The sequence below is a fragment of the Microbulbifer sp. MI-G genome (genome assembly GCF_030440425.1).
Lineage (GTDB): Bacteria > Pseudomonadota > Gammaproteobacteria > Pseudomonadales > Cellvibrionaceae > Microbulbifer > Microbulbifer spongiae.
The window spans coordinates 2,454,420-2,479,624 of record NZ_CP098023.1; the positions used below are offsets into that span (position 1 = coordinate 2,454,420).

Sequence of the window (25,205 nt, forward strand, 5' to 3'; positions counted from 1 at the left end):
TTGCAGATGGGGTTACTTGATCGCTTACGATGAAAAGGTACTCGCAAGTCATTGATATCCATATGCAACCGGACAATGCGTAGCTGCGAACAGCGCGTTTGCCCCTTTGCTGCCACGCACCTCGCCGTTTGCAGAGCAGAGCACCATGACAGTGTCTCGAGAAGCAACTAAGGTAACCTTATAAGTGGCAGCTGCCTGGAAACCCGAACCCCGGTACTTTGCCCAATGGTATCCCTTGCTGTATGATTTACTGTCAATGAAACACGCCCCATCCAGATTCCGCACCAGACTGGCCTCGCTGGCGACCCTGCTCCTGCTGATGTTACAGGTGCAGGCTGTTTTGGCCTGTGAAATGATGGATCGCCCGGCATCTGGGGCCGTCTGCTGCTGTGATCATACGGCCGCGGACTCCGAGCCCCCGATGGATTGCTGCGAGTATGAAGCTCAGGTTTCCCTCAAGACACCTCTGGATGGTCACCAGGCAGCCCTGACCACAGCGCCCCTGACACCTGAACTGCCGCAGTTTGCGCCGCCGCCAACTTACCAGTGGCCGCAGATTCTTGCCCCACCAGCGCCAACCAGAGCCACCGGCCTCCTCTCTCACCTCCCCTACCCTGGCAACCGCACCTGGCTCGATACCCTGCGCCTGCGTATTTGATCGCTCCCGTTCTCTGACTCCCCCTGTCCGCACCACCGTTTGAGTGTGCGGGCTTTCAGAATCATTGTCCGAGGAGCGAATCTTGACTGCCAATAACCCCATTGCTGCCCTCAGCAGGCAAAAAACCACGATCGTCCGGCACACTGGCGAACGAGCTCTCTCCAGCCAGGGAGGAAAACCATGAATCGCCTTAACCGTATTGGCTACCTGGCCCTGGGACTTATGTTTGCGGCGGCGACAGGGGCTTTTTTCTGGAAAGGCCACTTTCCACAATCGGCAAACAGGGCGGCGGATTTTATTCAAACCGGCCCATTCCAGGTTGCAGTGTCCATCGATCCCCTCAAACCCCGCGCAGGCAGAAACCAACTGCGTGTCGAAGTGCGGGATTCACAGGGCAATCCGGTAGCCGGTGCCCAGGTGCGCGCTGTGGCAGAAATGCCCGCCATGGGCGCCATGCCGGCGATGCGGGCCCAGGCAGCCTTCAGCGAAACAGCCCCTGGTATTTTTCAGGGCGAGATGGAACTGGCGATGGTGGGTTCCTGGCCAATGGTGGTAGATGTGGCTACCGGCCACGATCAGCATGTGGATCTCTCCTTCGACATGAGTACCAACCGCAAGGGGCTGCAACTGAAGTCGGCACCACGGGCTTCCGATGCCGCCTATTACACCTGTGCCATGCACCCTTCGGTCAAATCCGCTGATCCTGGGGCCTGCCCAATTTGCGGTATGGATTTACAGCCGGTGCGTCACGACGAGTTAAACAGCAACAGCCTTGTAGTGGAAAGTGCCAGGCGCCAGGCCATTGGTATCAAAACCGGCATCGTGGAACGCAAACCCTTCTCATTGCCAGTGCATCTGCACGGCCAGGTGACCTATGATGAAACCCGCTTACGCGATATCAGCCTTCGTTTCGATGGCTGGATCGGCGATCTGGATGCGGACTTCGTAGGCAAACAGGTCAACCGCGGTGATGTACTGTTTACTGTATACAGCCCGGAACTGCTGGCAGTGCAGGATGAGTACCTGAAAGCTCGTCGCCGGGGGGACGCCCTCGAACAGGCAGCGCGCAGGCGTCTACTGCTGTGGGGGCTTTCCGCAACACAAATTGACTGGCTGGCAGAACAGCAGAAAGCGCAAGACTATATACCGATCTTTGCCCCCGCCAGCGGGGTGATTATCGAGAAAAATATCGTTGCCGGCTCCTCCTTTGAAAAAGGGAAGAACCTGCTGCGAATTGCCGATTTGAGCCGGATATGGATCGAAGCTCACGCCTATGAAGATCAGCTCCCCCTTCTGCAAGTCGGTATGCCTGCCAGGGTGCGCCTCACCAATGTTCAGCACCGGGACATACCCGCCACACTTACCCAGATAGACCCCTTCCTCAACCACAGCAACCGCAGCGCACGCCTGCGTGTGTCGCTACCCAATACCACTGGCGAGCTGCGCCCCGGTGTGTTTGCAGACATCCTGCTCAGTGCCGAGTTGGGCAACCAACTGGTGGTTCCGCGGGATGCCGTGCTGATATCCGGCAACAAACGCATTGTGTTTCGCGATCTGGGTGAAGGCCGCCTGGAGCCGGTTCAAGTTCGCACAGGTTATGGGGACAGCAACCAGATAGTGATCCGCTCCGGCCTGCTGGCCGGGGACAGGATAATCACTTCCGGCGTTTTTCTGATCGCTGCGGAAAGCCGTCTGAAGTCGGGGGCGCAACAATGGTAACTTCCCAACCGAAAGGACTGATTGCGCGCATTATCAGCCTCTGTGCCAGCAAACCCGGCATTACCCTGGTCCTTGCGGCTATAGCTGCACTGGCAGGCTACCGTGCACTGATAAACGTCCCTCTGGATGCCATCCCAGACTTGTCCGATGCCCAGGTTATCGTGATGACAGAATGGCCCGGTCGCAGCCCTGACCTGGTGGAGGACCAGATCACCTACCCCCTCTCCTCTGCGTTGCTGGGGCTCCCCAAAGTTAAATCTGTGCGAGGCCAGAGCTTCCTCGGACTCAGTTTTGTCTATGCCATTTTTGAAGACGGCACCGATATATACTGGGCTCGGTCGCGGGTTCTGGAGTACCTGAACCAAGCGACAGCTCAATTGCCTGAGAATGTACAACCCACCCTGGGCCCGGATGCCACCGGTGTGGGATGGGTATTCCAATACGCCCTGGTGGATCGCAGCGGCAAGAACGACCTGCAAGAACTGCGCGCCCTGCAGGATTTCAAGCTGCGTTACTGGCTTACCTCGGTTGCTGGGGTTGCCGAAGTGGCCTCCATTGGCGGCTTCGAGAAGGAATACCAGGTGCAAATCGACCCCTACCGCCTGGGGATGTTCAATATTCCCCTGGGTAAAGTGGTCGAAGCCATCCGCCGCAGCAATAACGATACCGGCGGGCGCGTGCTGGAAATTGCCGGCCACGAACACATGGTGCGCGGTCGCGGTTATATCCAAAGCGTCAGGGATCTTGAGCAGGTTGTCATCGGAGTCAATGCGGAAAAGATTCCCGTGACCCTCAACCAAATTGCCGACATCAGCCTGGGGCCGGCCATGCAGCGCGGTATTGCCGAACTGGATGGCGAAGGGCAGACCGTGGGCGGTATTGTCATTATGCGCTACGGAGAAAATGCCCTCAAAGTGATCGAACGGGTCAAACAGCGTATCGAGGAAGTCAGCGCCGGCCTGCCCGAGGGTGTGGAACTGGTCGTGACCTATGATCGCTCAGACCTGATCAACAGCGCCATCGACAACCTCAAACACACCCTGCTGGAGGAAATGCTGGTGGTCGCAGCGGTAATCGCGCTGTTCCTGCTGCATGTGCGCTCCGCACTGGTGGCGGTCATTACCCTACCCATTGCTGTACTGCTGGCTTTTATCCCCCTTTCCATCCAGGGGCTGACTGCCAATATTATGTCCCTGGGCGGTATCGCTGTGGCTATCGGTGCCATGGTGGATGCGGCTGTGGTGATGGTGGATAACATTCACAAACAGCTCGTGGCAAACAGCGGCAAAGCGCTCTCTGCTGGCGAGCGCAGAGACTTGATCATCGGCGCGATGCAGGCAGTGGGTCCGAGCATTTTCTTCTCTCTGGTGATTATCACGGTTTCCTTCCTGCCAGTATTCGCACTGGAAGCCACCGAGGGCCGTTTATTCAAACCCCTCGCCTTCACCAAAACCTATAGCATGGCCTTCGCCGCACTGCTCGCCATCACCCTGATCCCGGCCCTGGCGGTGTTATTGATCCGCGGTAAATTCCGCAGCACAGAAAACCCGGTGACGCGGGTGCTGGTGAAAACCCTGCAACCGGTGGTTCACTATTGTATCCGCCGGCGCAAAGTGGTCTCCGTCTTGTCGCTGCTGGCTCTGGTCTCAATGGCCTACCCCATCAGCAGGCTCGAGAGTGAATTTATGCCGCCATTGAATGAAGGCAGCATTCTCTATATGCCCACAGCCCTGCCCGGCATGTCTGTAACCGAGGCGGGCAAAGTGCTGCAGCAGATGGATACCGAACTGAAGCGGTTCCCCGAAGTGGAGCGAGTATTCGGCAAAATTGGTCGCTCCAACAGTGCAACTGATCCGGCGCCGCTCTCCATGGTGGAAACCGTGATCAGCCTGAAACCAAAGAGCCAATGGCGTCCCGATCTTAGCTGGGACGACCTGCTCGCGGAAATGGATGAAAAACTGCGTTTCCCCGGTATGCCCAATATCTGGTGGATGCCAATCCAAACACGTACGGAAATGCTGGCGACCGGTATTCGCAGCCAACTCGGTATCAAGGTATTCGGCGATAGCCTGGAGGAAATTGAACAGACCACCCTGGCCATTGAGGCCGCCCTGCGCACCGATGATCGCACCGCAAAGGCAACCCGCAGCGTCTTCGCCGAACGGCTTACCGGTGGTTACTTTCTGGACTTTGATATTGATCGCACAAGGGCCTCTCGTCACGGCCTCAATGTCCAGGACATCGAGGATGTCATTTCGGCTGCCGCCGGCGGACTCGCCACTACCCAGACCATTGAAGGGCGCGAACGCTACGATGTCCTGGTGCGCTACGCCCGCGACTACCGGGATACCCCGGAGCAGCTGGAACAGATATTGGTACCAGCATCGGACGGTGCCCAGATACCACTGAATCAATTGGCAAATCTCCACTATCGTACAGGCCCGCCGATGATTCGCAACGAGGATGGACAGCTTGTGGGGTTGGTATTTGTCGATCTGAAAAGCGGGGTCGCTGTTGCTGACTATGTGAGCCGCGCACGGCAAGTGGTTGCGGACCAGATCTCTCTCATACCCGGCCAGCGCATTGCCTGGGCCGGCCAATACCAGTATCTGGAACGTGCGAAATCCCGTCTGCAATGGCTGGTACCACTGACTCTACTAGCCATCTGTTTCCTGCTTTATCTACATCGCGGACGCCTGGCTGACACACTCTTTGTACTTACAGCCATGCCCATGGCCCTGATCGGTGCCTTCTGGCTGTTGTACCTGCTGGAGTACAAACTCAGCGTCGCTGTGTGGGTTGGCATGATTGCCATGGCGGGGCTCGCAGCAGAAATGGGATTGTTGATGTTGCACTACCTGTCTGCCACAAACAGTGTACTGACTGGTCCCGTGCCCGGCCCTGTGGATGCCACAAGACACGTAGCTCAAGCTGCAGCCAGCCGTATCCGACCGATGCTGATGACCAGTCTTACCCTGCTAATTTCTTTGATACCAATCATGATCTCCGATGGTACTGGCGCAGATGTTATGAAACGTATTGCCACACCCATGGTCGGGGGCACGGTAAGCACACTGGTGTTTGTACTGTTGGTGATGCCAGGGGTATTTTTCCAATGGCAGAGTAGAATCCCCCGTCGGTAAGTTAATGATACCCTCTAAAATTTCCCAACTGGATCTGGTTACCTTATGGCTATAGAGTACCCCAAAGGCAAGCATTATATTGATGCCCTTCAATTGAACCGGCAACCCGATAGACTTTTGACTATTCGGCAAATGGCGCTGCGCATTCAGGGGCAAAGCGCGTAGCCACTCCCAGAGCCTGCATCGTCTTGATTGTGATTCACGGATTTCAAGTGGAGTCCAGATACTTCAACTGTGAGCTTTAGATTATCAGTTTTGGCAGCCAGAGAAAGTCTGGGCATGATTCAGGCTACTCATATTGTGGGGGCTACCCGAGCCTATCTACACGCTTATTTAGGATCTTTTAGTAATTTTTATTACGCTTTAATTTGATAACGACTTTTTAAGTGTATTTTTTTATAAATTGAAATTACCTGTTAAAGAATGATTACTCCGACCTTCTGCCCCACCAGAGGGACACTTTTCGGCCCCCTGTGCGCTCCTCTAGCGGTAGCTGACTGTTTGCTGGCAATACGCAAGCACCTGTAAGCTTCCGTGTTGTCCAATCGATAACTTGTTAGATTTCCAGCCAACACATGATGCTTGCTAGGTTACTCACTCTTTCATTGCTACTGATTACACTCTCCCAAAGCACTCTGAGCTATGAGCTGCTGTATACCGTAAGGATTGCGCCCGATACAAAGCTGGCACATGTCAGTATTGAATTAAGCGGCGAACAACTGCCTAGCACACTCACCCTCAACCTGAGTTCGGGTCGCTATAAGAACCTGTCAAGCAGACAACCGTTGGAGATTGAGGAGAACAGGGCTATCTGGCATCCTACCGGACTCAAGGCAACACTCAGCTACAGCTTTATCATCGATAACCAAAGAAACAACGGCAGTTATGACTCGCGGATTACCGAAGACTGGGCAATACTCCGTAGCGACAAGCTGATTCCCCCCATATCAACAAGCGGTAAGGGCCATGCCAACGCCCGATTGCAGCTGCAACTACCCAAGCACTGGTCTGCCGCCCTCCCCTATCCGAAGATTGACAAATACCTGTACCAGCTATCGGACCCAACACGCCGTTTTGTGCGCCCCAAAGGCTGGATGATCGTAGGAAAAATCGCCAGCCGTCAAGACTGGATCGCCGATACCTCCACTTGGGTTTCCGGCCCTTTGGGAGAAAACATTCATCGCCAGGATGCGCTCGCGTTTCTCAATTGGAATCTGCCGGAAATCAAGAAAATCTTTCCTTTATTTCCCGATCGCTTGTTGATCGTAACGGCCCGTGACCCCATGTGGCGTGGAGGGCTTTCCGGCCCTCGCTCCCTGTTTATGCATGCAGACCGACCATTGATCAGTGCAAACCGCACCAGCAGCATGATCCATGAACTGATCCATGTAGCCACAGGTATCCACGGTGACAGCCAGAGTGATTGGATTGTCGAAGGCCTGGCTGAATTTTACTCTCTGGAAATTCTGCGCCGCTCCGGGGGAATCAGTGAAACCCGCTACCAGGAAGCGATGGATAATCTGATGAAATGGGGGGAAAAAGCACCAACCCTGCTGGTGAAACGCTCCTCCGGCCCAGTAACCGCCCGTGCTACGGGAGTAATTATGGCGCTGGATAAAGAAATTTGTGCCGCTAGTGGCGGGAAAGCAAGTATTGATGATGTGGCCCGGGCACTGGCCCGCACCAGGGGAGAAGTAACCCTTGATCGCTTCAGAGCACTGTCGGAAAAAGCAGCTGGACGGCCAGTGGAGACACTGGCAATTGGCAATCTCACCGACAAGGGACCTTGATTCGCTAAAAAACACCAAGAACCCACAAAAAAAAGCCCTGACGACGGGGGGGAGAGCGTCAGGGCCAAGACCATTAGGAGTGAAACTTGGAGGATTTCATCCTTGCTACACATCGGGCAATTACCATATGGTGCGCCCTTCTGACGTTACTAAACACGTTTTGGGGGAGACGTGTTAGCCAGATAAAAACAGTATCGGACACCACTGGAAGATTGCCAGCAAGCTAAACCACAAATCTAGAACAAATAGAAATAGGTTTATTGGCAACATCGCTAAAAGTTATTATGTCAATTAACCTAACGCATTATGGCGATTTTACTGACTTTTACTCAATTTTTTTCAAGTAGATATAAACAAGGCTTGACTAAGCAGGGATAGTCCCTAGAATAGCCTCCCTCATACAGTCACGTGTATGTAACTATAAGAAAACGCTAGGATTTTTCTATTTTATCCGATAAAATCCGGCGCGTTTGGATTCCGTATCTGGCGGAGTAATAGGCTAGGTGGCAGAGTGGTCATGCAGCGGACTGCAACTCCGTGTACGCCGGTTCGATTCCGACCCTAGCCTCCATTTTCATTGAGGTAAACTTTATGGAAAAAGTGCTGAGCGAAAGGCTAAAGCCCCTCGCAGAGTACCTTTTCTCTCGGTTACCAACACCGATGAGTTCGAGTGATTCAGGAATCCACAACCAATCTTTTTGAATCAATGCGTTCAGCTTTCTGTGATAACTTTCGGTACATCCACACACCAGATGACACCTATCTGGCCCGAGTGGTGAAATTGGTATACACAAGGGACTTAAAATCCCTCGGCTGTAATGGCCATGCCGGTTCGACTCCGGCCTCGGGCACCAATAAAATCAAGCACTTAGCGAGAAATTTCTAAACCCTCTCCAATGAGGTGGAGGAAAATCTCGCCAAAGTGTCAACAAAGTGTCAACGCACGCTTCACCCCCCCTGCCCTCTGATCAGTTCTCATACAAAATTGCTCGCACCCGCTGGAAAACCCCGTGGTTACTGGCTTTTAGCCATTTTGACCTGTGAAAAATCTCTTCAATTCTCTTCATTTTTCTTCAATTTGTGAAATCCCGAAAATCGCTACAGCCCACGGCTGGCGGGGGTTTGCGGTGTTTTCCAATTTCACTGGCTAAGGAAAAGCGCAAAACCGGCAGGCGTGGGGAGGAGTGATCGCTGGCCCTTTTATCTGATCAAAAAATATACAAAACAATGCATGCCAGCTGATTAAGTGCCTGAATTATCTTGAGTTTGTCGCTTCCAAGGCAAAATGGGGTAGCACTGTTGGCTTTGCTATGTGATGAAGAGAATTGAAAACCCAGGATGGTAATTTAAGGGCAGGATCTGGCAGCTTTGTGGGCCGAACAATAGCGAGGGTTGTTTTGCGGGTTTCAAGTCAGGAAAGGTCCTGCTGCTCACCAGAGTATTCCGTAGAGGTCGCTCTTACCACCGGCCTCACCGTCAGAGGATGCCCGGCATACTCGATATGCGGGTGCAGGTAGGGCTCAAAGGGGGCAGTGTCCTCTCCTCCACTCAACCAGTTGGCCACAAAATCCTTGTCCGCAGGTGCGATCATGGGAAGGGATTTGTCGTGGTATTGCCTGGTCTTCGGGTGTGCCCCGAGGGTAATAATGGCGCAACTCAGTAGATTGCCCCAGGTCTTGTACAGGCCGCAGAAGAAAAAAGGCTGGCCGTAGCTGAACTCCACCGGGTTCTTACCGTGCTGGCTTTCCACCCAGGCGGTGGCGGGGATCAGGCAGCGGGATTTGCGGTACTCGGGGCGCTTGCCCAGCTTCTGCCAGTTGCTGTTGATCGACCAGTACTTGCGGTGCGGCTTCCAATTGTCGCCGTCACGCTCCAGATACAGGTGCCAGATTGCGGTTTCCACTTCCGGCTCCCCATGCCGGGCGGTGACAATGGAAACCTCCTGGGTGGGCCGTCTGCGGCGGCCATACAGCATGCGCTTCGGATGGTGTACTCCGTACTCCTTCAGGAAGCGCTCCATGCCGGCGTGATTGGCCACGTCGAATACACTACACATCGATATCGCCTCTCCTGTCACTTTCATGGTTTCCGAACTCTTTCGCCAACCGAGTACTTTTCATAACAGCCCTGCGAAGCTCCAATCCCTCCGTGATGGCTGCACGCAGATTGCAGCCTACAGCAGCAGAATAGGTTCCGTGGTAATCCAGGTAATTCAAAAGCCGTATCTGATACATTGGCTGGCAGTCATGAATCGAAGGCTGGCGGCTGATTTCAATCGGCTCACCATCGATGATTATAGTCTTGGGTTGCATACCTATCCCTTACAGCAGACTGTATACTTATACAGTATATGCATGCAGATCAACGCTTTGTCAAGCTGCCTACACCCCCCTGCAATTAGCAATAGCGCACCGTGAATTAGCGGTATGCTTTAATCAAGGTGTAAATAAGTCTCAGGGTATTAAGTAGGGCCGTGACTACCCAATTAAAACTTGCGACAATGGAGTGACAACTACTTGCCTAGTTTTATAGGGCGCTAACAGCAGTGAAGATATAGAAAATTCTCAGCCTGTTGCTGGAAACTGCGTTACACAAAAAAGGACTGCCAAGCATGCAAAGATCGCATCAGCTAGCTGAAGAAAAATATACCAACCTGAGAAAAATTGCTTATGAATTAACGATGGAGGAACTACCGTACCAGGATAGTGATTCTATCAGACTGGCTGAAATTTGTACAAAAGCAATTACTGCTTTTAATGCCTCTCCTGATTACCACCAGAGAATGGTAACTTGGGACTGGAATTTTGGCGTAAGGAGCTATCGCAATCGATACCCCAATCGATTTGAACTTGCGATATGGTTTGAAAAGACACTCTGTGGACTCTCCATAGGGCGCCCAACGTATCATGGTTCAGGTGTCAGGCTGGACTTTATCGAAAGAAATCCAGTGCGGAACAATCCACTTGTGGGTAGAATCACGCCTATCTCAGTTACGGCTTACGAAGTTTATGCAAGGTTGATTGATGCGAAACAGTTAAGAATTATGTTTCCTGAAAAAGAGCTTATCAATTATTACTCATCACTAGATTTTGTGTATATTCCAGGTACTGGAACCACACAAAACCCAAGTTATCTATATAAAGATTTGGTAGGTGACACAGCATGGTAAACAAGGCAAAAATTGATCAGGTCAAGGCTGAACTCAAGAAAAACAAGCTGAAAGATAAAATGTTCATAGAAAATGAACCACAAAAATCTGGCTGTCCAGAAAAAGCCATTAAACCCACTACGAACAAGGAATTAAATAATGGAAAAGGAAAAGGCCAAGGAAAAAGCCAAAGACAAAGTTAAATCTTACTTAAAAAAATCAGCCATAAAAACCAAGCCACACGTAATGCCACCCAACCCTCAGGGTAAAGGACGTAGTTAAAATAACATCCCATTAGCCCATGACTGAGTGGAGTGGTTACGGTGCTTTTCAACTTCACTGGGTAAAGGAAATCCTAAAATCGACAGTTGTGAGGTGGAATAATCAGCAGCCTTTTAATTACACGAAGAATAAACAGTCAGATTTTAATGGAAGCAATAACAACCATTTTTAAAAAGATCTGTCGTAAATATTCATTTTGCATGCCTGTGTGATAGTTCAGAAGTGAAGAATGAAAATGAAGAAATTTTGTACCATTTCAACACTTCCCAAGCATCGAGCTTGCTTATGGATCATCCTATCTATCAGAGTCTGAAAGCAACATTTTTATTCACCAGCAGTCAAAAAAACTAATTAAAATATTTTTAGGGCTCACAGAGTAATCAATCACCGCTAGAATACTCGAAAATTAATCGGTTGCTATATCACCTACTAATTTTTCCGCCAATTGCGGGAAAGCAAGTCATCAACATGATTTTTTCTATAGTTTTGGGCCTAGAATTCTGCGAATATAGAGCAAGATGACATATAGGAATCTCACGTGAATTAACTGTTATTCAAACAAGGAGCAATAACAATTGACAGTAACTGAATTATACTCAAAAAGACAGAAGAGACTTCATGGAGAAGTAGTCGACGTTTATACATATGACAATATTCCCAAATCACTCCGAATACAAATCATTTATATTTGGCGGGATACACTAGGCAAGATAGGTAAATCTTTAGGCCGAAACGAAGACCACGCATACAAGATTATCGTGAGCACACTTTGCAGAGAATTTGGCTTATTTCAACTTTCTCATGTTAACAAATATAAATATCGAGAATATACATCTGAGCTAGAAAATTTTTTCCTAGAAGAAAATAAAACAGATAGGGTGCTAGATGCGATAGAGATTAGTTTCAAAATTATTGACAAAAAAACCAGAGGCTATCAATATCTTGGAAGACGTGATGCATCTGAACGTGCTGACAGGGCAATCAATGAATTAAACTCTAGATTCAAAGAGCATGGAATTGGATTCCAGTTTGAGAATGGAGAAATCATCCGAATTGATTCGGAGCTTATGCATACTGAAGCTGTTAAGCCAGCGATAAGGCTTTTAAATAGCAAACAATACGAAGGTGCTCAGCAAGAATTTCTAAGCGCCTACGATCACTATCGTCACGGGAAACACAAGGAGTCACTTAACGACTGCTTGAAGGCCTTTGAAAGCACAATGAAAGCCATATGTGAAAAACAAAACTGGCCATACCAGAGTAATGATACTGCCAAATCACTTATTAAAATATGTTTTGAGAGAGAGCTGGTGCCTACATTCTGGCAGCAACAGCTTAATTCTCTTCGAAGTATATTAGAAAGCAGTATACCCACTGGCAGAAATAGGCTTAGTGCCCATGGGCAAGGTAGCAATCCAACTTCAATTCCAGATCACTTAGTTGGATATATGCTTCATATGACAGCATCGACTTTAGTTTTCTTAACAAAGGCCGAGCAAGAGCTTGCAAATAAAGCCAACCAGCAGGTCAAAAAATGATCAGGAAATTTACCTTTAGTAATTTTGTACTTAAGTTATCAACAGAAATTTTCGCTTATTTGTACAACAAAATTTATTAGACAGTAACGTATTGTTACTAGAGTTTGAGTTTCAAAGATGTGAAAGTACGGCATGGGCTACAGAACTTAGGAACAACGTGGTGGCTTTTGAAAACTTAATGATCATTAGTATATCGAACCCGCAGAAGTGGCTTAAGTACAAATACATGAAGCAATTGATAGGGTCTGCTCTAACAAGCAAAACAGTAACAACATTCAGTTTGGGTGTGGCAAAACTCGTCCCAATTTATTTGCTTATGCCTTCATCCCATCAAGCTTGTTTTTTATTGTCTCGGTATCCGCACTAGCAGAGTTATAAGTGCCGGCACTTTCCGGGGCCTGGGTCTTGCCACTGCCGGGCGTGACACCCAAGTGGGTATGGGTAGCCAGATCATCGGCCAGGGTTTTGACCACGCCCATCAGGTCGCTCAGCAGCTGCAGCACATTGTCGGCGGTGTTACCCAGCCAGAGGGTGCCACCCGGCTCCACCTTGATCACCTGTTTGAGTTTGGCGATGCGCTCGGCAATATTGCCCACGCGCTCTTTCAGATCCCGCCCCGCAGTCACATTGATATCACTGGCGGTGGTGAGATTGAGATTATCCAGCGCAGACAGATTGGCACTGCCACCAGACAGTAGCCGCAATGCACCCAGGGCTTCAATCAGTTTTATCCCTGCCACCGCTTCCATGGAATGCTGGCGTACCTGGCGGTGTTCATTGTCGCAGTCTGTATGCAGTGCGGCCGCTTCGGTTGTTTTCTGCAGCGCCCGCTCGCGGATCTCGCCGTGGGTTTCCCGGTGCCAGGTTGCCTGGGCATCCACCTTTTGCCGCACGGTGTCGCTCTGCTGCCAGACCAAGTCCTCGCGATCCAGTGCCGGCACACCCAGGCCCCGGCACAGCACCGTGCGGATAAACGGCTGGTCCGGGCGGCCATAGGCAAAGGCCAGCTCCACCAGGGTGCCCGGTTGCGGAAAACCAAAGGTCCCGCGCTCATTGCCGGCAAAGTGCAGCGGCAGCGGCACGCTGCGAAAAACGGGGATCTGCTGGTCCGCCTTGCCTTCGCTGTTCAGCAGTTGCACATCCACCCCGTAGCGTGGCCGAAACGCTTCCGCCAGCTCCGGCTGCTCGGTGGGATCGCTGATGGCCACTATGCGGGCCAGCAGCGGCAGATGCAGGCCGCTTTTCAGTTCCGGGTAGACGCGCTCCATCAGCCGTTTTATCTGTGCTTCCACGGGTCCGCGCTCCAGGTCAGGTTCATAAAATTACCGGCCAGCGCAACCCCGGTGACATAGTGATTATTGAGCAACACTCCGGGGCGCAGCCAGGGGATACAGGCCACACGGGCGCGGTTGGCAATGCCAAAATTTGTGGCGAAGCCCGCGGGCAGTGGCAGTGACCGGCCGGCCCAGTGGCTGTGGCTCCAGCTGCCCACAAACACCTGGCCATCGCCCTGCTGCTGCCATAACAATTGCGGGATGCCAAACACCCGCGCCAACTGATCCATCAGCCAGTAGCCGCTGCCGGCACTGTAAAAGGCCGGGGCCTTGATCTGGGTATAAGCACCGGTGCCGATCACAAAGCGCAGCCCGGTCACCGCAGACACCAGCCCCAGCACGGCGGCCAGGGTGACATAGCGCTGGGCCAGGGGTACCTGTTGCGCCAGCGCGGCGCTCAGCTCGCGGCAGTGCAGTTTCTGGCGGGTGTTGTCCACTCCGGTGCAATGCACCACATAGCCGGTAAAAAACCGCTGCAGGCGTTGGGGGTTGTAGCCCAGGTCCAGCTGCACCAGGCCCTGCAGCGGTCGGCGGCTGCGCACGGTAAAGGCCGCGCGCCCAGGGGTAAACAGATCCAGGCGCACATCGTCGTCCACCAGTGCCAGGGGCTCGCCGCTGACGGTGAGATGTTTATGCAGTCGCACCGCTCGGCTCCCCGCTGTCTGGCTCCGGTGCCAGGGCATCGTCGGCCCATTTCAGCACCTGTTCAAAGCCGGTATAGGTTTCTCCCTCCGCTGGGATTGCTGCACCGGTTGGCGCAACCGGTTCGCCGTCGCTGCTCTGGGGCGCGGCGGTTTGGGTCTGCTGGCGCTGCTCCACTTTTTCCGGCACGGATAAATATTCAGACAGGGTAAAGGTCACCCGCCAGGCGTGTTTGCCGGGTATCTCCCGCGCAGTGAAACTTTCATTGAATTGCACCTGGCGAATATTCATGGCGCGCGCGGTATCGTCCACAATATCGAACACGGTGAGTTTGCCCTTGTCATCCACGGATTCCGCCTGGCGCAGCAGCCCGTTCAGGTCCTCCCTGCGCGCAAAGGCAATCACCAGGGAAACGCTCAGGGATTTGGCCTTGATGCCGTTCTGGGCGCGGTCGGTGCTGCTGGTGTTGCCGCCGAGGGATTCGGTTTCGATACGCAGTACCCCGTTCACCACCAGCTCCGAACCGGGCACGGTAAAGGCGTTGAGTCTCATAATCCGAACAGCTCCTGTAAGGGCGCGAGGGCGCCAACCGGAGCGGCAAACAACAGGGCCGCGCTGAATACATGATCGTGATCGAAGGGATGCGCCGCCTGGATTTGCCCGGCGATCTGGCGGGGACTGCCGCTGGCGTACAGGCAATGGGTCGTGCCGCGCCCATTGAGGTCGGCCACCAGGGTTTCAGTAGCTGCGCGCACCGCGTCCAGGTGCTGTTGTTTTTTCTCGGCCAGGGTGTGCAGCTCTGCCAGCGGGTCGGTATTTTCCAGAGCATAGCCCATGGCACTGGCGATCTCTGCACCGATTACCTGTGCCACGCTGCGGGTGGTATGCAGTTGTGTCAGTCGGCGCGGCTGCCAGTGGCCCCCAGGGGCGCGCCGGGCAGTTGGGACTTTTCCGATTCCAGGCGCAGCAGCTGCTGCGCGCGCCTTTCGGCCTGGCACAATTCCGGCAGGGGCAACCACTGACACAGGGTGTGTAAACCGGTGGCGAAGGTGCCCAGGGTCTGCGCCGCCAACAGCACCGCAACGGCCTCCAACTCGCCGACCGGCTTGTGGCGGTCCCAGGCATCCCCCAGCTTGGCCGCCAGCGCCCGCTGGGCGTTGGGGGCGGACAAATGCCGGCTGTAGCTGTGGCCCTGGCCCACGCCCTCCTGGTAGGGATGCACCACCAGCAGGTGCAGGTCCGCACCGAACAGTGCCCGCAGGGTATTTTCGAGCGCAGCACTGCCCGCCGCCGTTGCCGCGGTGGGGTTTTTGACAAAAGCCGCTTCCACACTGTGCAGCCGCGACCGGGCTTCGTCGATTTCACTTCGCCCCTGTGACAGTGCAGCCGCGACAATCCCGTCGCGCAGGGCTTTGGCCGCGGGGGGAAATTGGATCGCCGGGTGTTGCCAGGGCATGCCGGTTTACCCGGTGGTCTGCTGCCAGGGCGCAGTGCGCTGGAAGCTGGCCACGCGCACACCGAAAATAAAGACATGGGTGCAGCCGCGTATAATGGTGCCCTGTTCCTCGGGGAGGATTTCCACCGTGTGTAAAACATTGGTGGTGGCCACCGGGGTAAACAGGTGGCGCGGCTCAATATGCCAGCGCAAAAACTCCGCGACTTTGTTTTTCATGGCAAATGCCTCCCGCGCCTTACAGCGCTTTCAGTTGCTGAATAAATGGTTTGGCGGTGTCCATATAATTTTCGCCCTCGGCCAGGGCAGCCACGGCGGCAGTGCCGCGCAGGCGCAAATCGCGAATGGCATCCAGCCGCTGTGCCCAGCGTTCGGCGGCGGCCAGAATCTGCTCCGCCGCCTGTTGCGGACTTACCCCATGCACTTCGGCGTGGGTGCGCACCACCTGGGGCACAGCGCCGGAAAACCCCGTCTCCGCGTAGCGCTGCGCCTGGGCCTGCACACGGCTGTATTCGTCTGTCATACCATAACCAATGGTGCTGGCACGCTGGCGCGCCTTGCCGGCGGTGTTGTTAATCACATCGATGGCGAATTGGCGGCTGTGGAAAAACGCCTGCTGTTGCGCTGCCTCCCGCGCCTCCCGGTCCTTTTCCGCGTGCCAGCGCTCAATAATCGGCTGAAAGGGGGTCAGGGTATCGATGGGTTCGTGACTGCCATCGCGGTACTCGATTTCCCCGCTGGCCTGCCCGTCTTGATCCTGCCACTGCACCGCCCAGATACACTCGTCGATCAAACCGGTCAGATCGAAGGCAAAGGAGCGGCCATCGATCACCACCGTATCGTCGCCCGCATCGCCGTTGATAATGGATACACGCATCGGGTTTTCTCCTAGGCCACGCGAATAATCGCCGCCGCGGCAAAGTAACGCTGGCGCACGTCCACCGAGTGGCTGTGGCTGCCGCCTGAATGAATCGACACACTGTGGCTGTGCCCGCCCGCACTCCTGGTGGAAAAATCGTGGCTATGAGTACCGCCGCTACTCACTGTCACGCTGTGCTTGTGATGGCCCACGCCGGCGACACTGACGCTGTGGCTGTGGGCACCGGTGCTACTGCTGCTGGCACTGTGGCTGTGCGCACCACCACCGCCTTCGTTTTTGCCGGTCACGGTTAATCCGTCGCGATCGTTGGGGTCATAGTCCGGTCCGTAGTTGGAAAATTCATAACCGGGAAAACGCAACATCCTGACCCCGTTGATACTGTGCCCGTGGGCCGGAATTCTGGAAGTGGACAGGGTGTGGTTGGCAACGGAAATCGTGTGCGCGTGATTGCCGGCGCTGCTGCTGGAAGCGCTGTGCGAATGGCCGCCCGCATCGGCCGTGGAGGCCCCGTGGGCGTGGCTGCCGGCGCTGTCGGTTTCCCCGCTGTGGGTGTGACTGCCGGCGCTGCCGGTAGAGGCGCCGTGGCTGTGGCTGCCGCTACTGCCGCTGGTCCTGGTGTCGCTGCCACCGGTATCGCCGGGCTGGTATTCCCCGCCCGCACACACAAACACCCGGTCAATGGCATTGGGCCTGCCGTTCTGGCCATCACAGAGCGCCCAGCCCTCGGGAATCCCGGCAAGGGTGCCATGCCAGAAAATCACCGCATTGGGCGGTAACAAATAATTCAGGGCGGCCCATAACTGTTTCGGGGAGACATAGCGGGTGTCATCGGTTTTTGCCAGCACTTCGCTTTGGGTCGCGCGCTCCACAATACCCGCGCGGGTGGTGGTGGCGGTGGTGGTTTTATCCAGCTTGCTGTTTTGCAGCGCGCGGCCCTTAGCTGCACTTAAAGGGCGCCGGGTACTGGTGGAAGTCAGGCTGTCGACCACCGTATCGCCGAGCCCCTTGGGGGTTATTGCGCGGGCGGTATCGGCGGCCGCCTGGGTTTCCGCGCTGGTGGCCAGCTCCACAATGCCCGCACGGGTGGTGGTGGCGGTGGTGGTTTTATCCAGTTTGCTCTGTTGCAGCGCACGGCCCTTGGCCGCACTTAAAGGGCGACGGGTGCTGCTGGAATCCAGGTCGTCAACCACGGTATCGCCGAGTGCCTTGGGCGTGATCGCGCGGGCCGTATCGGAGGCCGACTGGGTTTCCGCACTGGTGGCCAACTCCACAATGCCTTTTTGGGATGGACTGGCCACCTGATCTTGGGGGACGTAAATATTGGTGCGGCTCAATAAATAGTGAACCAGCCCGAGAGCACCCACCTCGTACACGGTGCGCCGGTCCACCGGCGCACCGGTGGATTGGATAGTGGCGATTTCTTCCACATAGTGTTGCACCCCTGCAGTGTCCACATAATCCGCGGGCGCGCCCTGGTAAACTGTCACAACGGCGGACACCTGATCCACCTGCTTTTGCAAAGAAACGTCCAGACAAACTTCCTTGGGCATCGCGCTCGGCTGCGCAACCGTGCGCGGCTGCGCATTCACAATACGGATGCCCTCGACATAACCAATACCTGGCAATAACTGATAACTGCCGGCATCCTCCACCAGTTTCCAGCCATCACCAAAGTAGCTGGCGCGCCCGTAAATATCCCGGTTGCTCTCTCTCTCGCGCACATCCATGGCATTGAGCCAGGCACTCAGATCGATCTGCCAGGTTTCCGCGGGCACCGCAATGCCGGTGGCGGTTTGCGCATCGGCAAACTGCAGAAGGAAATTGCGCGTGATATGGTTGCCCTGTACCCCGTTCGCCGTCGCGGTTTTTCGGGTGCGTGGCAAATAGGCCACCGCCACCAGGGTGCCGTCGCTGGCCAGCAGGCCCAGCCAGTTAAAGTGGAAATCCCCCACGCTGGTATCCATCGCCAGGGAATACACCACTTTGTCCGGTGTCAGGTAGCCTGTCTGGGATGCCACCGCCTCAAACACAATCGCGTTTGCCGCCGGCATGACCTCGGCCAGATCCACCGCCTGGTCGGGGTCCAGGCCGTTGATATCCGCCAGTACAAAGCGGGTAATCTCCACCGCTTCGCTGGCGCCGGTCTTGGCAGCGATATACGCCGCTCCCGAGTTAATAATGGCGGGCATGGTCGTTCCCTACAGTGAAGCCGATAAAAACCCGTTGTCGTGGCCGCAGTGGGCGCTGCGCAGTTGAATGGGCAGCGGTGTTAAAACCTCGAATTCATAGCGGCGACAGATACGGCCGTATTTGCGTAAAATAATCTGCAGCAGTTCCGGGTTATCCGCCATTTGCCGGTCCGACAGGTGCAGTTTGATCACATCCCAGTCCCGCTCCGGCAGCCGCTCTTCAATTTCCACATAACCAATCAGCAGGCGTTCAAAGATGCGCTTTAGTCCGGCCACGCTGCCCGCGTCGCGGGCATTCACAAATGCATAGCGCACCCGCAGGCGGTACAAGCCCATGGACTCGCCATCGAAGCGTTGCACCCCGCGCTGCCAGGCCAGCAAATCCAGCGCGCCGGGGGTGCAGGTCAGCGGGTCCAGCTGGCGCACCGGCCAGTACAGCCAGGTTTCCACCTGTTCCCAGAAGTGCTGGCAGGCGCGGCGCAGTTTCGACAGCTGCGGCCCGGACAGCCAAAACGGCAATTTCAAGCGGATCATGACAGCGTCACCGACAGGCTTTGCAGGCGCGGCAGGTTCATCTCGCTGACAATATATTCCAGGTTGAAATTCACCCCGCGAACCAATTCAAATTGTCTGTGCAGCTCACCGCCGAGCAGGGAAAAGGAAAAGCGGCTCCAGGGTTGCACCAGGGTCGGCTGGTAATCCCGGTTTTCACGGAAGGCGGCGCGGATAAAATGCGCCACGTCCGCCTCTAACTCCGCCCGTGTATCCCCGCTCAGGCCATCGAGGGTGTACACCGTCACGGCAACCGTGTGCTGGGTTTCCGGCATGGGGAAAATTTTCAGGTCGTCGCCGTGGCCGTGATTGCCCTCGTCGGTGATCTTGCGCTGGATACGCTGAATAAATGCCGCGTCCGGATTGCCGATGGCGAACATCACATAGGCGTCGGCGGTGCCGGGGCCGCGCGGGGCATCGCTGTCAAAAAAAATATGCTCATCGTCCACCCCGTCGAAACCGGCAATCAATGCGCGGTAGACCGCGTCCGTATGCCACTGGTTGACCGCCATAAACTGGGTGCGAATGCGCTTGCGCAACGCCTCCGGATCTTCGTCATCGGTGCCCGGATGGGTCAGCCAGTCGGATAAATTGGTCACCGCGATAATGCCCGGCAGCAGCACCGGCAACACCGAGTAGTAACCGGCGGCCAGGTTATAGGCACTGCCCGCCGCTTCCGCCTCTACCGGCGCCAGTACGGTTGCCTGCCCATCGGGGAAAATGGCCTCTGCGGTGGTGCGCAGGGTGTAGACGCGGCCATTGATATTCGCGCTCTGCACCGCGGTATCCACCGCTACCGAAAGCGCACCGGAGCTGTCCGCACGGGTAAACTGCACCAGGCCCTGTGCTTTGGTTTTTACCTTCGGCACCAGGTTGACCCCATCCGCCAACAGGGCGAGGAAAGGTCCGCTGGCGGTTTTCACATACATCTGCGGCATCACCCGGTTGATCAGGGCCTGAATCAGCCAGATCACCGGCTGGGTAATTAATATCGTGACCATGCGCCACCAGGGCGATATCTCCCGTTGATTCGTGAAGGCGACATTTTCCGCCTGCACGGCTTTTTCAAATTCCGCGCGCACGGCCGCCTCGGTGGTGGGCAGCCCGCCTTCTTTTAAAAGATCCGTAAACAACTGCTGCTCGCTCACAGGGTAAACTCCAGGTGTTGGTATTCCAGCGTGGTGGCGCGCACTAAAATTGTTTCCTTGTCCAGGCGCGTCAGCACCGCACTGCCGGGCTCGATGCGGGTGTCGCTCTCCACCAGGTTTTCCAGACGCGACAGGTTGATGGCCCAGGTATCGCGCTGGCGCTCTCCCACCAGGGCCACAAGCAGGCCGCTCTCGCGGATCAGGTGCTGGATATCCTGGGCAATCGATGCGCGGTCACTGATACCCAGGGGCACGCCGACACCATCGAGGGCGATATCGTTGTTGATAATCAGCAAGTCCTGATATTTTTTATGTTGCGGGGATTGCGTCATCAGCCCGCCGCCATTTCCAGTTCATCCACAAAATTAGTGCCGCTCACCGGCTGATACAGATTCACGTTCTCGATATGGGTACCGCTGCGGGAGTGCGTTTGAAAATGCTGGGCAATCCCCCCCGCGGGTACCGCGCTGGGTCGCTGTTGCGGCAGGCCCGGCAGCGGGCCGGGGCGCTCTACCCGGATCTGCTGCAGCTCCGCCATCTTGCGATCCACAACCTCGCCGCCCGGTGTTTGCGGGAGTGTGATATTCGCCCCGTTACGGCCAAAGCCCGGTAAAAAGCGCAGTTTGTTGTGCAGCCAGTCCAGCCCGTCGCCGAAGGCGGAAAAGGGATTCAGTGTTGCCAGCCAGGATTTAAACGCGCTAAACCAGGCCGGTATTTTTTCCAGCTGCCGCAGTAACAGCCCGGCCACATTGACACCCGCCAGCAGTGGCGCGAATAGCAGACGTAGAAAAGCGCTGTCCTCCATGGCACTGCGCAGGGTTGCCCACTTGCCCATCAGCCAGTCCAGTGCCCGCCCTGGCGCGCCGAAAATATCCTGCGTGCCGAGCCAGGCGGAAAACTGCCCGAACCACGTCGGCAACCGCATCAGGCTGCGGATCACCAGGGAGGTCATATCCACACCCGCCAGCAACGGCGCAAACAGCAGGCGCAGAAAGGCGTTGTCCTCGATCACACTGCGCAGCCGGCCCCACTTGTCCATCACCCCCTGGATAAACTGCAGGGCAGCGCTTTTTACCGTATCCCAGTGGCGCACCAGCAGCACCAGGCCGGCGATCAGTGCCACTACCCCCACCACCACCCAGGTAATGGGATTGGCCCAGAGCGCGGCGGAAAACAAGAGTGTGGCTTTGCCGGCGATACGCAGGGCATTGCCGAGAAAACCCAGACTGGCGGCGGCGCCTTTGCTGGCCAAACCCCAGGCCGCCAACAATTGTGGTTTAAAGGCCAGGTGATAGAGCAGCACCGCCACCCGCCCGGCCTTGAGGGCGTTGTTGTAGAGCCACTGGACGCCGGCTGCGGTTTTGGTGACGGCAGTCCACAAAAATTGAACCCCCGTCAGGCCGGCAAGGGTGAGCCGCAGCATGCCCCCCACAGCCGCGAGGGCAAGTAAACTGGCCATCAGCCCCGCAATATAACTAGTCACGGTGCCAATCAGTTTGGTCAGATGCGGGAACCGCTCGCTCCACAGCATCATTTTTTCGTTGGCGGCGCTTAGCGTTGCCACCAATGGGGTGATCACCGGCAGCATGGCCTTGCCCAGCAGGGTCATCAAGGCGCGGCTGCTGGCCTGCCACTGCTGAAACACATCGACGGTTTCCGCCGCCATCCGTTGTGCCACCGCCATACCACGCACCTGGTCGAACTGGTCCAGGTAACCGGGCAGCTTCTCAAGACCGGTACCCATCGCTTCGACAAACCGCACCGCTTCCTGTCCGCCGAAGTTTTTTTCCAGAAAGGCACCGCGCTCCAAAGCGCTCATGCCCAGAGTCAACTTGTTGATCTTCGCCAGCAGTAGGTCCGGTGCCAAAAGTCCCTCGGCAGTCTCGAATTTCACGCCCAGCTTTTCCTGGGCTTTACTCAAACCGGAAATAAACGCCTTTGCGGCAGTGCCGCCTTCCGAAGCGCTCATCTGCCCCTGCAGCATACCGGCCACCGCCATCTGCTCCGCCATGCTCCAGCCCTTGTTGGTGGCGGTGGCCCCCAGGCTTTCGAAAAACCTCGCCATTTTCTGCCCATCGGTGCGAAACACCTTCACCGCCAGGGCCGTCTGCCCTGCCAGTTGCTCCGCCCATGTGTGACGCCCGATATGGTCGGCGGTTTTCTGGAAAATGTTGTACATGCCGCCCATATAGCTGGTGATATCGCTTACATTGGCCTTGGTCCCCCTGGCCAGCACCGCCGCCACTTGGGTAAATTTCGCAATTTCATTGTCCCGCAAAGTGGATATGGCGCTTTTGATGTCGTAGGAGGAGGCCACAAAGGCGGTGGCACTTTCGCCGTAGCGGGCGGAAAACGCCAGCGCGGTCCGTTCCAGATCTTGCAGCGCACTTGCTGCCACGCCCAGGGTACGCACCCCGGCCAGCGCCCGCTCCATTTCAATCGCCGGCCCCAACAAACCGGACATGGCCCGCTGCAGCGCCCAGCCGCCGGCGGCGGCACCTGCCAGCAAGGCGCCACCTGCGGTCGCGTGCCGCGTCACCCTGTGCAACTGCGCATCCAGCTTGCCGAGCGGTCCACTGGCCTTATCGATCAGGCCAATACGAAACATCAGTTTTTCTAGTCTGGTGCTCATCAGTGTCTCCAGGCCCTGCCAATCCCGTTGGCAACAGTCGCTTCAAAATTGTTCCAGTAGTCCCGCTCCAGGAAAAACGCCGTAGCCAGGGTGTCCTCATCCAAAGGCGCCCCCGGCAGCCACTTGTGCGCATAGGCACACAGGCGGCTGTAACCGTTCTGTTCGAGGGCGTCTGCCAGCGCTAGGACTTTTTTACCACCACATCCAGGTCGGGGGTGTACTCCTCCACCAATGCACTACCCAGGGCCACCTCGGCACCGGGTTGCGCCGCCAGCAGGGCCAGCAGTTTGTCCTTGTGGGCCGCCTCCACCGTGGCCACCAGAAAGTTGTGCATGGGGCCGGTCTTGTTGTTGGGATTAAGCCGGTTGATCAGCTTGTTGTAATCCTCCCGGCACACCTGAAAAGTGAATTCATTGTCGCAGGCACTGAGGGTGATGTTTTTCTGGTTGTGGTTGGTTTTTGCAGCCATGGTGTTCTCCTTCCTACAGGGTTGATCCATTGTTTAAGGTTTAACTTTTGATACCGAGGGCCGCTTTAAAGCCGACCCACAACATGCCGGCGATTCCCACCAGGAAAATGCCCAGCAGAATACGCCGGGTCCAGACCGTCACTTGCTCCGACGCCTTGCGCTGTGTTCTCAGGTGGGCGAAGTCTTTCTGTGTCTCATGTACGTCAACCGTATCCACACCCAGCTTTTCCAGCAGGTCTTTCACCGTCTTCCGCTCCGCCTCCTGTGCCGCCTGCCGGGCCGCCTCCTGCGCTGTCTCTCGGGCCACCTTGTGTATCAGCGCTTCCATTTGCTGTTCGCTCAGGTTCATGATGACGGTGGCCTTTTGCCGAACATCCGTTGCCCCGCCCAGGTTTCCACCGCCGTGCGCAACATGCGCCGGAAACCGAAAGTGTCGATATACACCGCCCCCAGGCCCCACCAGTAAAATTCCGGTGTGGCTTTTAAAGCACTAAATCCGGCCTGCACGGCACGCTGTAAATCGCCGCGCTGGTAGTGCGTGGCCATCACCAGTTCAAAAAGCGGTGCGGCAAATAACAGCACCATCGGCAAGGTGGTGAGCAGCAATAAATAATCGTCTTTCCAGCCCCGCTGCCCGGCGCTCTCCAGGTCCATGGCCGCGGCGTGATCGTCGCCACTCTGGGCGCGGGCAATGCGGGCATTGTTGGCGGCTTTTTTTAATGCCAGTTCCCCCCGGCGCTGCTCCGCTTTGACCTCGCGCCGGTGTTTAAAAAAATCCAGCAAACCACCCAGCACAAATTTTCCGGCCGAGGCCAGTACAGTGGCACTCATAGGTCCGACGCCTCCAGTAGCGTGTAGGTAAACTGGCTGCCCCAGTGTGGCGCCGCGCGTTCGCACAGCGCCATCAACAGGGCGAAGTCCAGCGGGTTGGCCAGCACCTGGCAGCCGGCGCTCCAGCGATCCACCTGCTGGCTGGTATGGCTGGCACTGGCGCGGTGACAATTGATTCCGAACAGGCCGCCCTCAATCGACCCGTCAAAATCCAGCACCCGGTCGCGGTTGTTGTCCCGGTACACCCGCGCCGGTGCGCGCTGCACCAGGGCGCGGTACTGGCCGCGGTGCAAACCCAGTTGCCACAGGCCCGCGTACTGCCCCGGCACCAGTATGGCGGTGCCGTTGACCTGCACCGGGTGTTGCCGCCAGTAGCTGCCCGGATCGGTGGTGGCCGCAAACACCAGGCAATGGGGTGCGCCCCCGAAGCGCCAGGCCACCGCCAGGTGATCATTGAATCGATTCGCGCGGGTATCCGCGCTGCGAATGCCGATCAGATTCAGATTGAAATCGCCCTGTTGAAAAAATCGATAGCCTTTGCGATCGATCGCAGTTTGCAGCTGCGCGTAGTTTGGCTGTTTCATCTGCGCTCCCTCATTTCCTGCAAGGACTGGCAGTCAATACAGCGCGTGATACCGCCAAAGGCGCGCCGCGCCGGCGGTATGCGCACCGCGCACTCCTGGCAATACTTCGCACCGGGCACATTGGCATGCCCGCGCGCCTGCTGCGCCGCCAGGGCGCGGTTGCGCTGTTGCTCTTCCAACTGCGAAGCCCGGTCCGTGATATCCGCCATGCTG

General features: G+C 55.9%; 27 protein-coding genes and 2 tRNA genes. 9 read left to right on the forward strand and 20 right to left on the reverse strand.

Features of this window, described 5'->3' with window-relative positions; all coding sequences use genetic code 11:
- Positions 1 to 256 precede the first annotated feature (256 nt).
- The 6 genes from M8T91_RS10260 (at position 257) to M8T91_RS10285 (ending at position 8,164) form a co-directional block, all read left to right on the forward strand.
- Positions 257 to 658, forward strand: a complete 402-nt coding sequence (locus M8T91_RS10260; RefSeq protein ID WP_301414032.1) for a hypothetical protein — start codon at positions 257 to 259, stop codon at positions 656 to 658.
- Positions 659 to 838: 180 nt separating this feature from the next.
- A complete protein-coding gene (locus M8T91_RS10265) occupies positions 839 to 2,377 on the forward strand; it encodes an efflux RND transporter periplasmic adaptor subunit (protein ID WP_301414034.1) in 1,539 nt (512 codons plus the stop codon).
- Positions 2,371 to 5,520: an efflux RND transporter permease subunit gene (locus tag M8T91_RS10270; protein WP_301414036.1), complete on the forward strand. Its 3,150-nt coding sequence runs from the start codon at positions 2,371 to 2,373 to the stop codon at positions 5,518 to 5,520. Before M8T91_RS10265 ends, M8T91_RS10270 begins: the two co-directional genes overlap by 7 nt.
- A gap of 605 nt (positions 5,521 to 6,125) precedes the next feature.
- Positions 6,126 to 7,310, forward strand: coding sequence for a hypothetical protein (locus tag M8T91_RS10275; protein ID WP_301414038.1), 1,185 nt, complete (start codon positions 6,126 to 6,128; stop codon positions 7,308 to 7,310).
- Between the two features lie 497 nt (positions 7,311 to 7,807).
- Positions 7,808 to 7,881: transfer RNA gene (locus M8T91_RS10280), tRNA-Cys, on the forward strand.
- Between the two features lie 195 nt (positions 7,882 to 8,076).
- Positions 8,077 to 8,164: transfer RNA gene (locus M8T91_RS10285), tRNA-Leu, on the forward strand.
- A 557-nt stretch (positions 8,165 to 8,721) separates the two neighbouring features.
- Here M8T91_RS10285 and M8T91_RS10290 read toward each other — a convergent pair.
- Together M8T91_RS10290 and M8T91_RS10295 are read right to left on the reverse strand one after the other, a co-directional pair.
- Positions 8,722 to 9,366 (reverse strand): SOS response-associated peptidase family protein, encoded by a 645-nt coding sequence (locus M8T91_RS10290; protein ID WP_301414039.1) that lies wholly within the window; start codon positions 9,364 to 9,366, stop codon positions 8,722 to 8,724.
- Positions 9,359 to 9,622, reverse strand: a complete 264-nt coding sequence (locus tag M8T91_RS10295; protein ID WP_301414040.1) for a hypothetical protein — start codon at positions 9,620 to 9,622, stop codon at positions 9,359 to 9,361. Before M8T91_RS10295 ends, M8T91_RS10290 begins: the two co-directional genes overlap by 8 nt.
- 299 nt (positions 9,623 to 9,921) lie before the next feature.
- Here M8T91_RS10295 and M8T91_RS10300 point away from each other — a divergent pair, with 299 nt between their 5' ends.
- The 3 genes from M8T91_RS10300 (at position 9,922) to M8T91_RS10310 (ending at position 12,278) form a co-directional block, all read left to right on the forward strand.
- Positions 9,922 to 10,479 carry a hypothetical protein gene (locus tag M8T91_RS10300; RefSeq protein WP_301414042.1) on the forward strand — a complete coding sequence of 186 codons (558 nt, stop codon included), beginning with the start codon at positions 9,922 to 9,924 and terminating at the stop codon, positions 10,477 to 10,479.
- Positions 10,473 to 10,661, forward strand: a complete 189-nt coding sequence (locus M8T91_RS10305; RefSeq protein WP_301414044.1) for a hypothetical protein — start codon at positions 10,473 to 10,475, stop codon at positions 10,659 to 10,661. The genes M8T91_RS10300 and M8T91_RS10305 overlap by 7 nt, the downstream gene beginning before the upstream one ends.
- A gap of 654 nt (positions 10,662 to 11,315) precedes the next feature.
- Positions 11,316 to 12,278 (forward strand): abortive infection family protein, encoded by a 963-nt coding sequence (locus M8T91_RS10310; RefSeq protein ID WP_301414045.1) that lies wholly within the window; start codon positions 11,316 to 11,318, stop codon positions 12,276 to 12,278.
- Between the two features lie 314 nt (positions 12,279 to 12,592).
- Here the strand turns inward: M8T91_RS10310 and M8T91_RS10315 are convergent, their stop codons facing one another.
- The 18 genes from M8T91_RS10315 to M8T91_RS10395 form a co-directional block, all read right to left on the reverse strand.
- Positions 12,593 to 13,570, reverse strand: coding sequence for a hypothetical protein (locus M8T91_RS10315; protein ID WP_301414046.1), 978 nt, complete (start codon positions 13,568 to 13,570; stop codon positions 12,593 to 12,595).
- Positions 13,555 to 14,256, reverse strand: a complete 702-nt coding sequence (locus tag M8T91_RS10320) for a hypothetical protein (protein ID WP_301414047.1) — start codon at positions 14,254 to 14,256, stop codon at positions 13,555 to 13,557. The genes M8T91_RS10315 and M8T91_RS10320 overlap by 16 nt, the downstream gene beginning before the upstream one ends.
- A complete protein-coding gene (locus M8T91_RS10325) occupies positions 14,243 to 14,806 on the reverse strand; it encodes a baseplate complex protein (RefSeq protein WP_301414048.1) in 564 nt (187 codons plus the stop codon). Before M8T91_RS10325 ends, M8T91_RS10320 begins: the two co-directional genes overlap by 14 nt.
- Positions 14,803 to 15,126: a hypothetical protein gene (locus M8T91_RS10330; RefSeq protein ID WP_301414049.1), complete on the reverse strand. Its 324-nt coding sequence runs from the start codon at positions 15,124 to 15,126 to the stop codon at positions 14,803 to 14,805. The genes M8T91_RS10325 and M8T91_RS10330 overlap by 4 nt, the downstream gene beginning before the upstream one ends.
- A gap of 23 nt (positions 15,127 to 15,149) precedes the next feature.
- Positions 15,150 to 15,710, reverse strand: coding sequence for a hypothetical protein (locus M8T91_RS10335; RefSeq protein ID WP_301414050.1), 561 nt, complete (start codon positions 15,708 to 15,710; stop codon positions 15,150 to 15,152).
- 6 nt (positions 15,711 to 15,716) lie between these two features.
- Positions 15,717 to 15,926 carry a hypothetical protein gene (locus M8T91_RS10340; RefSeq protein ID WP_301414051.1) on the reverse strand — a complete coding sequence of 70 codons (210 nt, stop codon included), beginning with the start codon at positions 15,924 to 15,926 and terminating at the stop codon, positions 15,717 to 15,719.
- Between the two features lie 19 nt (positions 15,927 to 15,945).
- The gene (locus M8T91_RS10345) at positions 15,946 to 16,584 is read right to left on the reverse strand and encodes a hypothetical protein (RefSeq protein WP_301414052.1); all 639 of its coding nucleotides are present in this window, start codon (positions 16,582 to 16,584) and stop codon (positions 15,946 to 15,948) included.
- Between the two features lie 11 nt (positions 16,585 to 16,595).
- Positions 16,596 to 18,776 (reverse strand): phage tail-collar fiber domain-containing protein, encoded by a 2,181-nt coding sequence (locus tag M8T91_RS10350; RefSeq protein WP_301414054.1) that lies wholly within the window; start codon positions 18,774 to 18,776, stop codon positions 16,596 to 16,598.
- Between the two features lie 9 nt (positions 18,777 to 18,785).
- Positions 18,786 to 19,310 (reverse strand): phage tail protein, encoded by a 525-nt coding sequence (locus tag M8T91_RS10355; RefSeq protein ID WP_301414056.1) that lies wholly within the window; start codon positions 19,308 to 19,310, stop codon positions 18,786 to 18,788.
- Complete coding sequence (locus tag M8T91_RS10360) at positions 19,307 to 20,476, reverse strand: baseplate J/gp47 family protein (protein WP_301414058.1); 1,170 nt, start codon at positions 20,474 to 20,476, stop codon at positions 19,307 to 19,309. Before M8T91_RS10360 ends, M8T91_RS10355 begins: the two co-directional genes overlap by 4 nt.
- On the reverse strand, positions 20,473 to 20,808 hold the full coding sequence (locus M8T91_RS10365; protein ID WP_301414059.1) for a DUF2590 family protein: 336 nt from the start codon (positions 20,806 to 20,808) through the stop codon (positions 20,473 to 20,475). The genes M8T91_RS10360 and M8T91_RS10365 overlap by 4 nt, the downstream gene beginning before the upstream one ends.
- On the reverse strand, positions 20,808 to 23,108 hold the full coding sequence (locus M8T91_RS10370) for a phage tail tape measure protein (protein WP_301414060.1): 2,301 nt from the start codon (positions 23,106 to 23,108) through the stop codon (positions 20,808 to 20,810). The genes M8T91_RS10365 and M8T91_RS10370 overlap by 1 nt, the downstream gene beginning before the upstream one ends.
- The gene (locus M8T91_RS19020; RefSeq protein ID WP_436970299.1) at positions 23,108 to 23,212 is read right to left on the reverse strand and encodes a DUF6890 family protein; all 105 of its coding nucleotides are present in this window, start codon (positions 23,210 to 23,212) and stop codon (positions 23,108 to 23,110) included. Before M8T91_RS19020 ends, M8T91_RS10370 begins: the two co-directional genes overlap by 1 nt.
- 77 nt (positions 23,213 to 23,289) lie before the next feature.
- Positions 23,290 to 23,577, reverse strand: coding sequence for a putative phage tail assembly chaperone (locus M8T91_RS10375; RefSeq protein ID WP_301414062.1), 288 nt, complete (start codon positions 23,575 to 23,577; stop codon positions 23,290 to 23,292).
- A 40-nt stretch (positions 23,578 to 23,617) separates the two neighbouring features.
- Positions 23,618 to 23,926 (reverse strand): hypothetical protein, encoded by a 309-nt coding sequence (locus M8T91_RS10380; protein ID WP_301414064.1) that lies wholly within the window; start codon positions 23,924 to 23,926, stop codon positions 23,618 to 23,620.
- Positions 23,923 to 24,408 carry a hypothetical protein gene (locus M8T91_RS10385; RefSeq protein WP_301414065.1) on the reverse strand — a complete coding sequence of 162 codons (486 nt, stop codon included), beginning with the start codon at positions 24,406 to 24,408 and terminating at the stop codon, positions 23,923 to 23,925. Before M8T91_RS10385 ends, M8T91_RS10380 begins: the two co-directional genes overlap by 4 nt.
- Positions 24,405 to 24,992: a hypothetical protein gene (locus tag M8T91_RS10390; protein ID WP_301414067.1), complete on the reverse strand. Its 588-nt coding sequence runs from the start codon at positions 24,990 to 24,992 to the stop codon at positions 24,405 to 24,407. The genes M8T91_RS10385 and M8T91_RS10390 overlap by 4 nt, the downstream gene beginning before the upstream one ends.
- Complete coding sequence (locus tag M8T91_RS10395) at positions 24,989 to 25,201, reverse strand: TraR/DksA C4-type zinc finger protein (protein WP_301414068.1); 213 nt, start codon at positions 25,199 to 25,201, stop codon at positions 24,989 to 24,991. Before M8T91_RS10395 ends, M8T91_RS10390 begins: the two co-directional genes overlap by 4 nt.
- Positions 25,202 to 25,205: the final 4 nt, after the last annotated feature.

Bases quoted from the DNA above. Each gene is read 5' to 3' on its own strand.
- M8T91_RS10260 (WP_301414032.1), top strand. From the start codon at position 257: ATGAAACACGCCCCATCCAGATTCCGCACCAGACTGGCCTCGCTGGCG.
- M8T91_RS10265 (WP_301414034.1), top strand. From the start codon at position 839: ATGAATCGCCTTAACCGTATTGGCTACCTGGCCCTGGGACTTATGTTT.
- M8T91_RS10270 (WP_301414036.1), top strand. From the start codon at position 2,371: ATGGTAACTTCCCAACCGAAAGGACTGATTGCGCGCATTATCAGCCTC.
- M8T91_RS10290 (WP_301414039.1), bottom strand. From the start codon at position 9,366: ATGTGTAGTGTATTCGACGTGGCCAATCACGCCGGCATGGAGCGCTTC.
- M8T91_RS10295 (WP_301414040.1), bottom strand. From the start codon at position 9,622: ATGCAACCCAAGACTATAATCATCGATGGTGAGCCGATTGAAATCAGC.
- M8T91_RS10300 (WP_301414042.1), top strand. From the start codon at position 9,922: ATGCAAAGATCGCATCAGCTAGCTGAAGAAAAATATACCAACCTGAGA.
- M8T91_RS10305 (WP_301414044.1), top strand. From the start codon at position 10,473: ATGGTAAACAAGGCAAAAATTGATCAGGTCAAGGCTGAACTCAAGAAA.
- M8T91_RS10325 (WP_301414048.1), bottom strand. From the start codon at position 14,806: ATGAGACTCAACGCCTTTACCGTGCCCGGTTCGGAGCTGGTGGTGAAC.
- M8T91_RS10335 (WP_301414050.1), bottom strand. From the start codon at position 15,710: ATGCCCTGGCAACACCCGGCGATCCAATTTCCCCCCGCGGCCAAAGCC.
- M8T91_RS10340 (WP_301414051.1), bottom strand. From the start codon at position 15,926: ATGAAAAACAAAGTCGCGGAGTTTTTGCGCTGGCATATTGAGCCGCGC.
- M8T91_RS10345 (WP_301414052.1), bottom strand. From the start codon at position 16,584: ATGCGTGTATCCATTATCAACGGCGATGCGGGCGACGATACGGTGGTG.
- M8T91_RS10350 (WP_301414054.1), bottom strand. From the start codon at position 18,776: ATGCCCGCCATTATTAACTCGGGAGCGGCGTATATCGCTGCCAAGACC.
- M8T91_RS10355 (WP_301414056.1), bottom strand. From the start codon at position 19,310: ATGATCCGCTTGAAATTGCCGTTTTGGCTGTCCGGGCCGCAGCTGTCG.
- M8T91_RS10365 (WP_301414059.1), bottom strand. From the start codon at position 20,808: ATGACGCAATCCCCGCAACATAAAAAATATCAGGACTTGCTGATTATC.
- M8T91_RS10370 (WP_301414060.1), bottom strand. From the start codon at position 23,108: ATGAGCACCAGACTAGAAAAACTGATGTTTCGTATTGGCCTGATCGAT.
- M8T91_RS10375 (WP_301414062.1), bottom strand. From the start codon at position 23,577: ATGGCTGCAAAAACCAACCACAACCAGAAAAACATCACCCTCAGTGCC.
- M8T91_RS10380 (WP_301414064.1), bottom strand. From the start codon at position 23,926: ATGAACCTGAGCGAACAGCAAATGGAAGCGCTGATACACAAGGTGGCC.
- M8T91_RS10385 (WP_301414065.1), bottom strand. From the start codon at position 24,408: ATGAGTGCCACTGTACTGGCCTCGGCCGGAAAATTTGTGCTGGGTGGT.
- M8T91_RS10390 (WP_301414067.1), bottom strand. From the start codon at position 24,992: ATGAAACAGCCAAACTACGCGCAGCTGCAAACTGCGATCGATCGCAAA.
- M8T91_RS10395 (WP_301414068.1), bottom strand. From the start codon at position 25,201: ATGGCGGATATCACGGACCGGGCTTCGCAGTTGGAAGAGCAACAGCGC.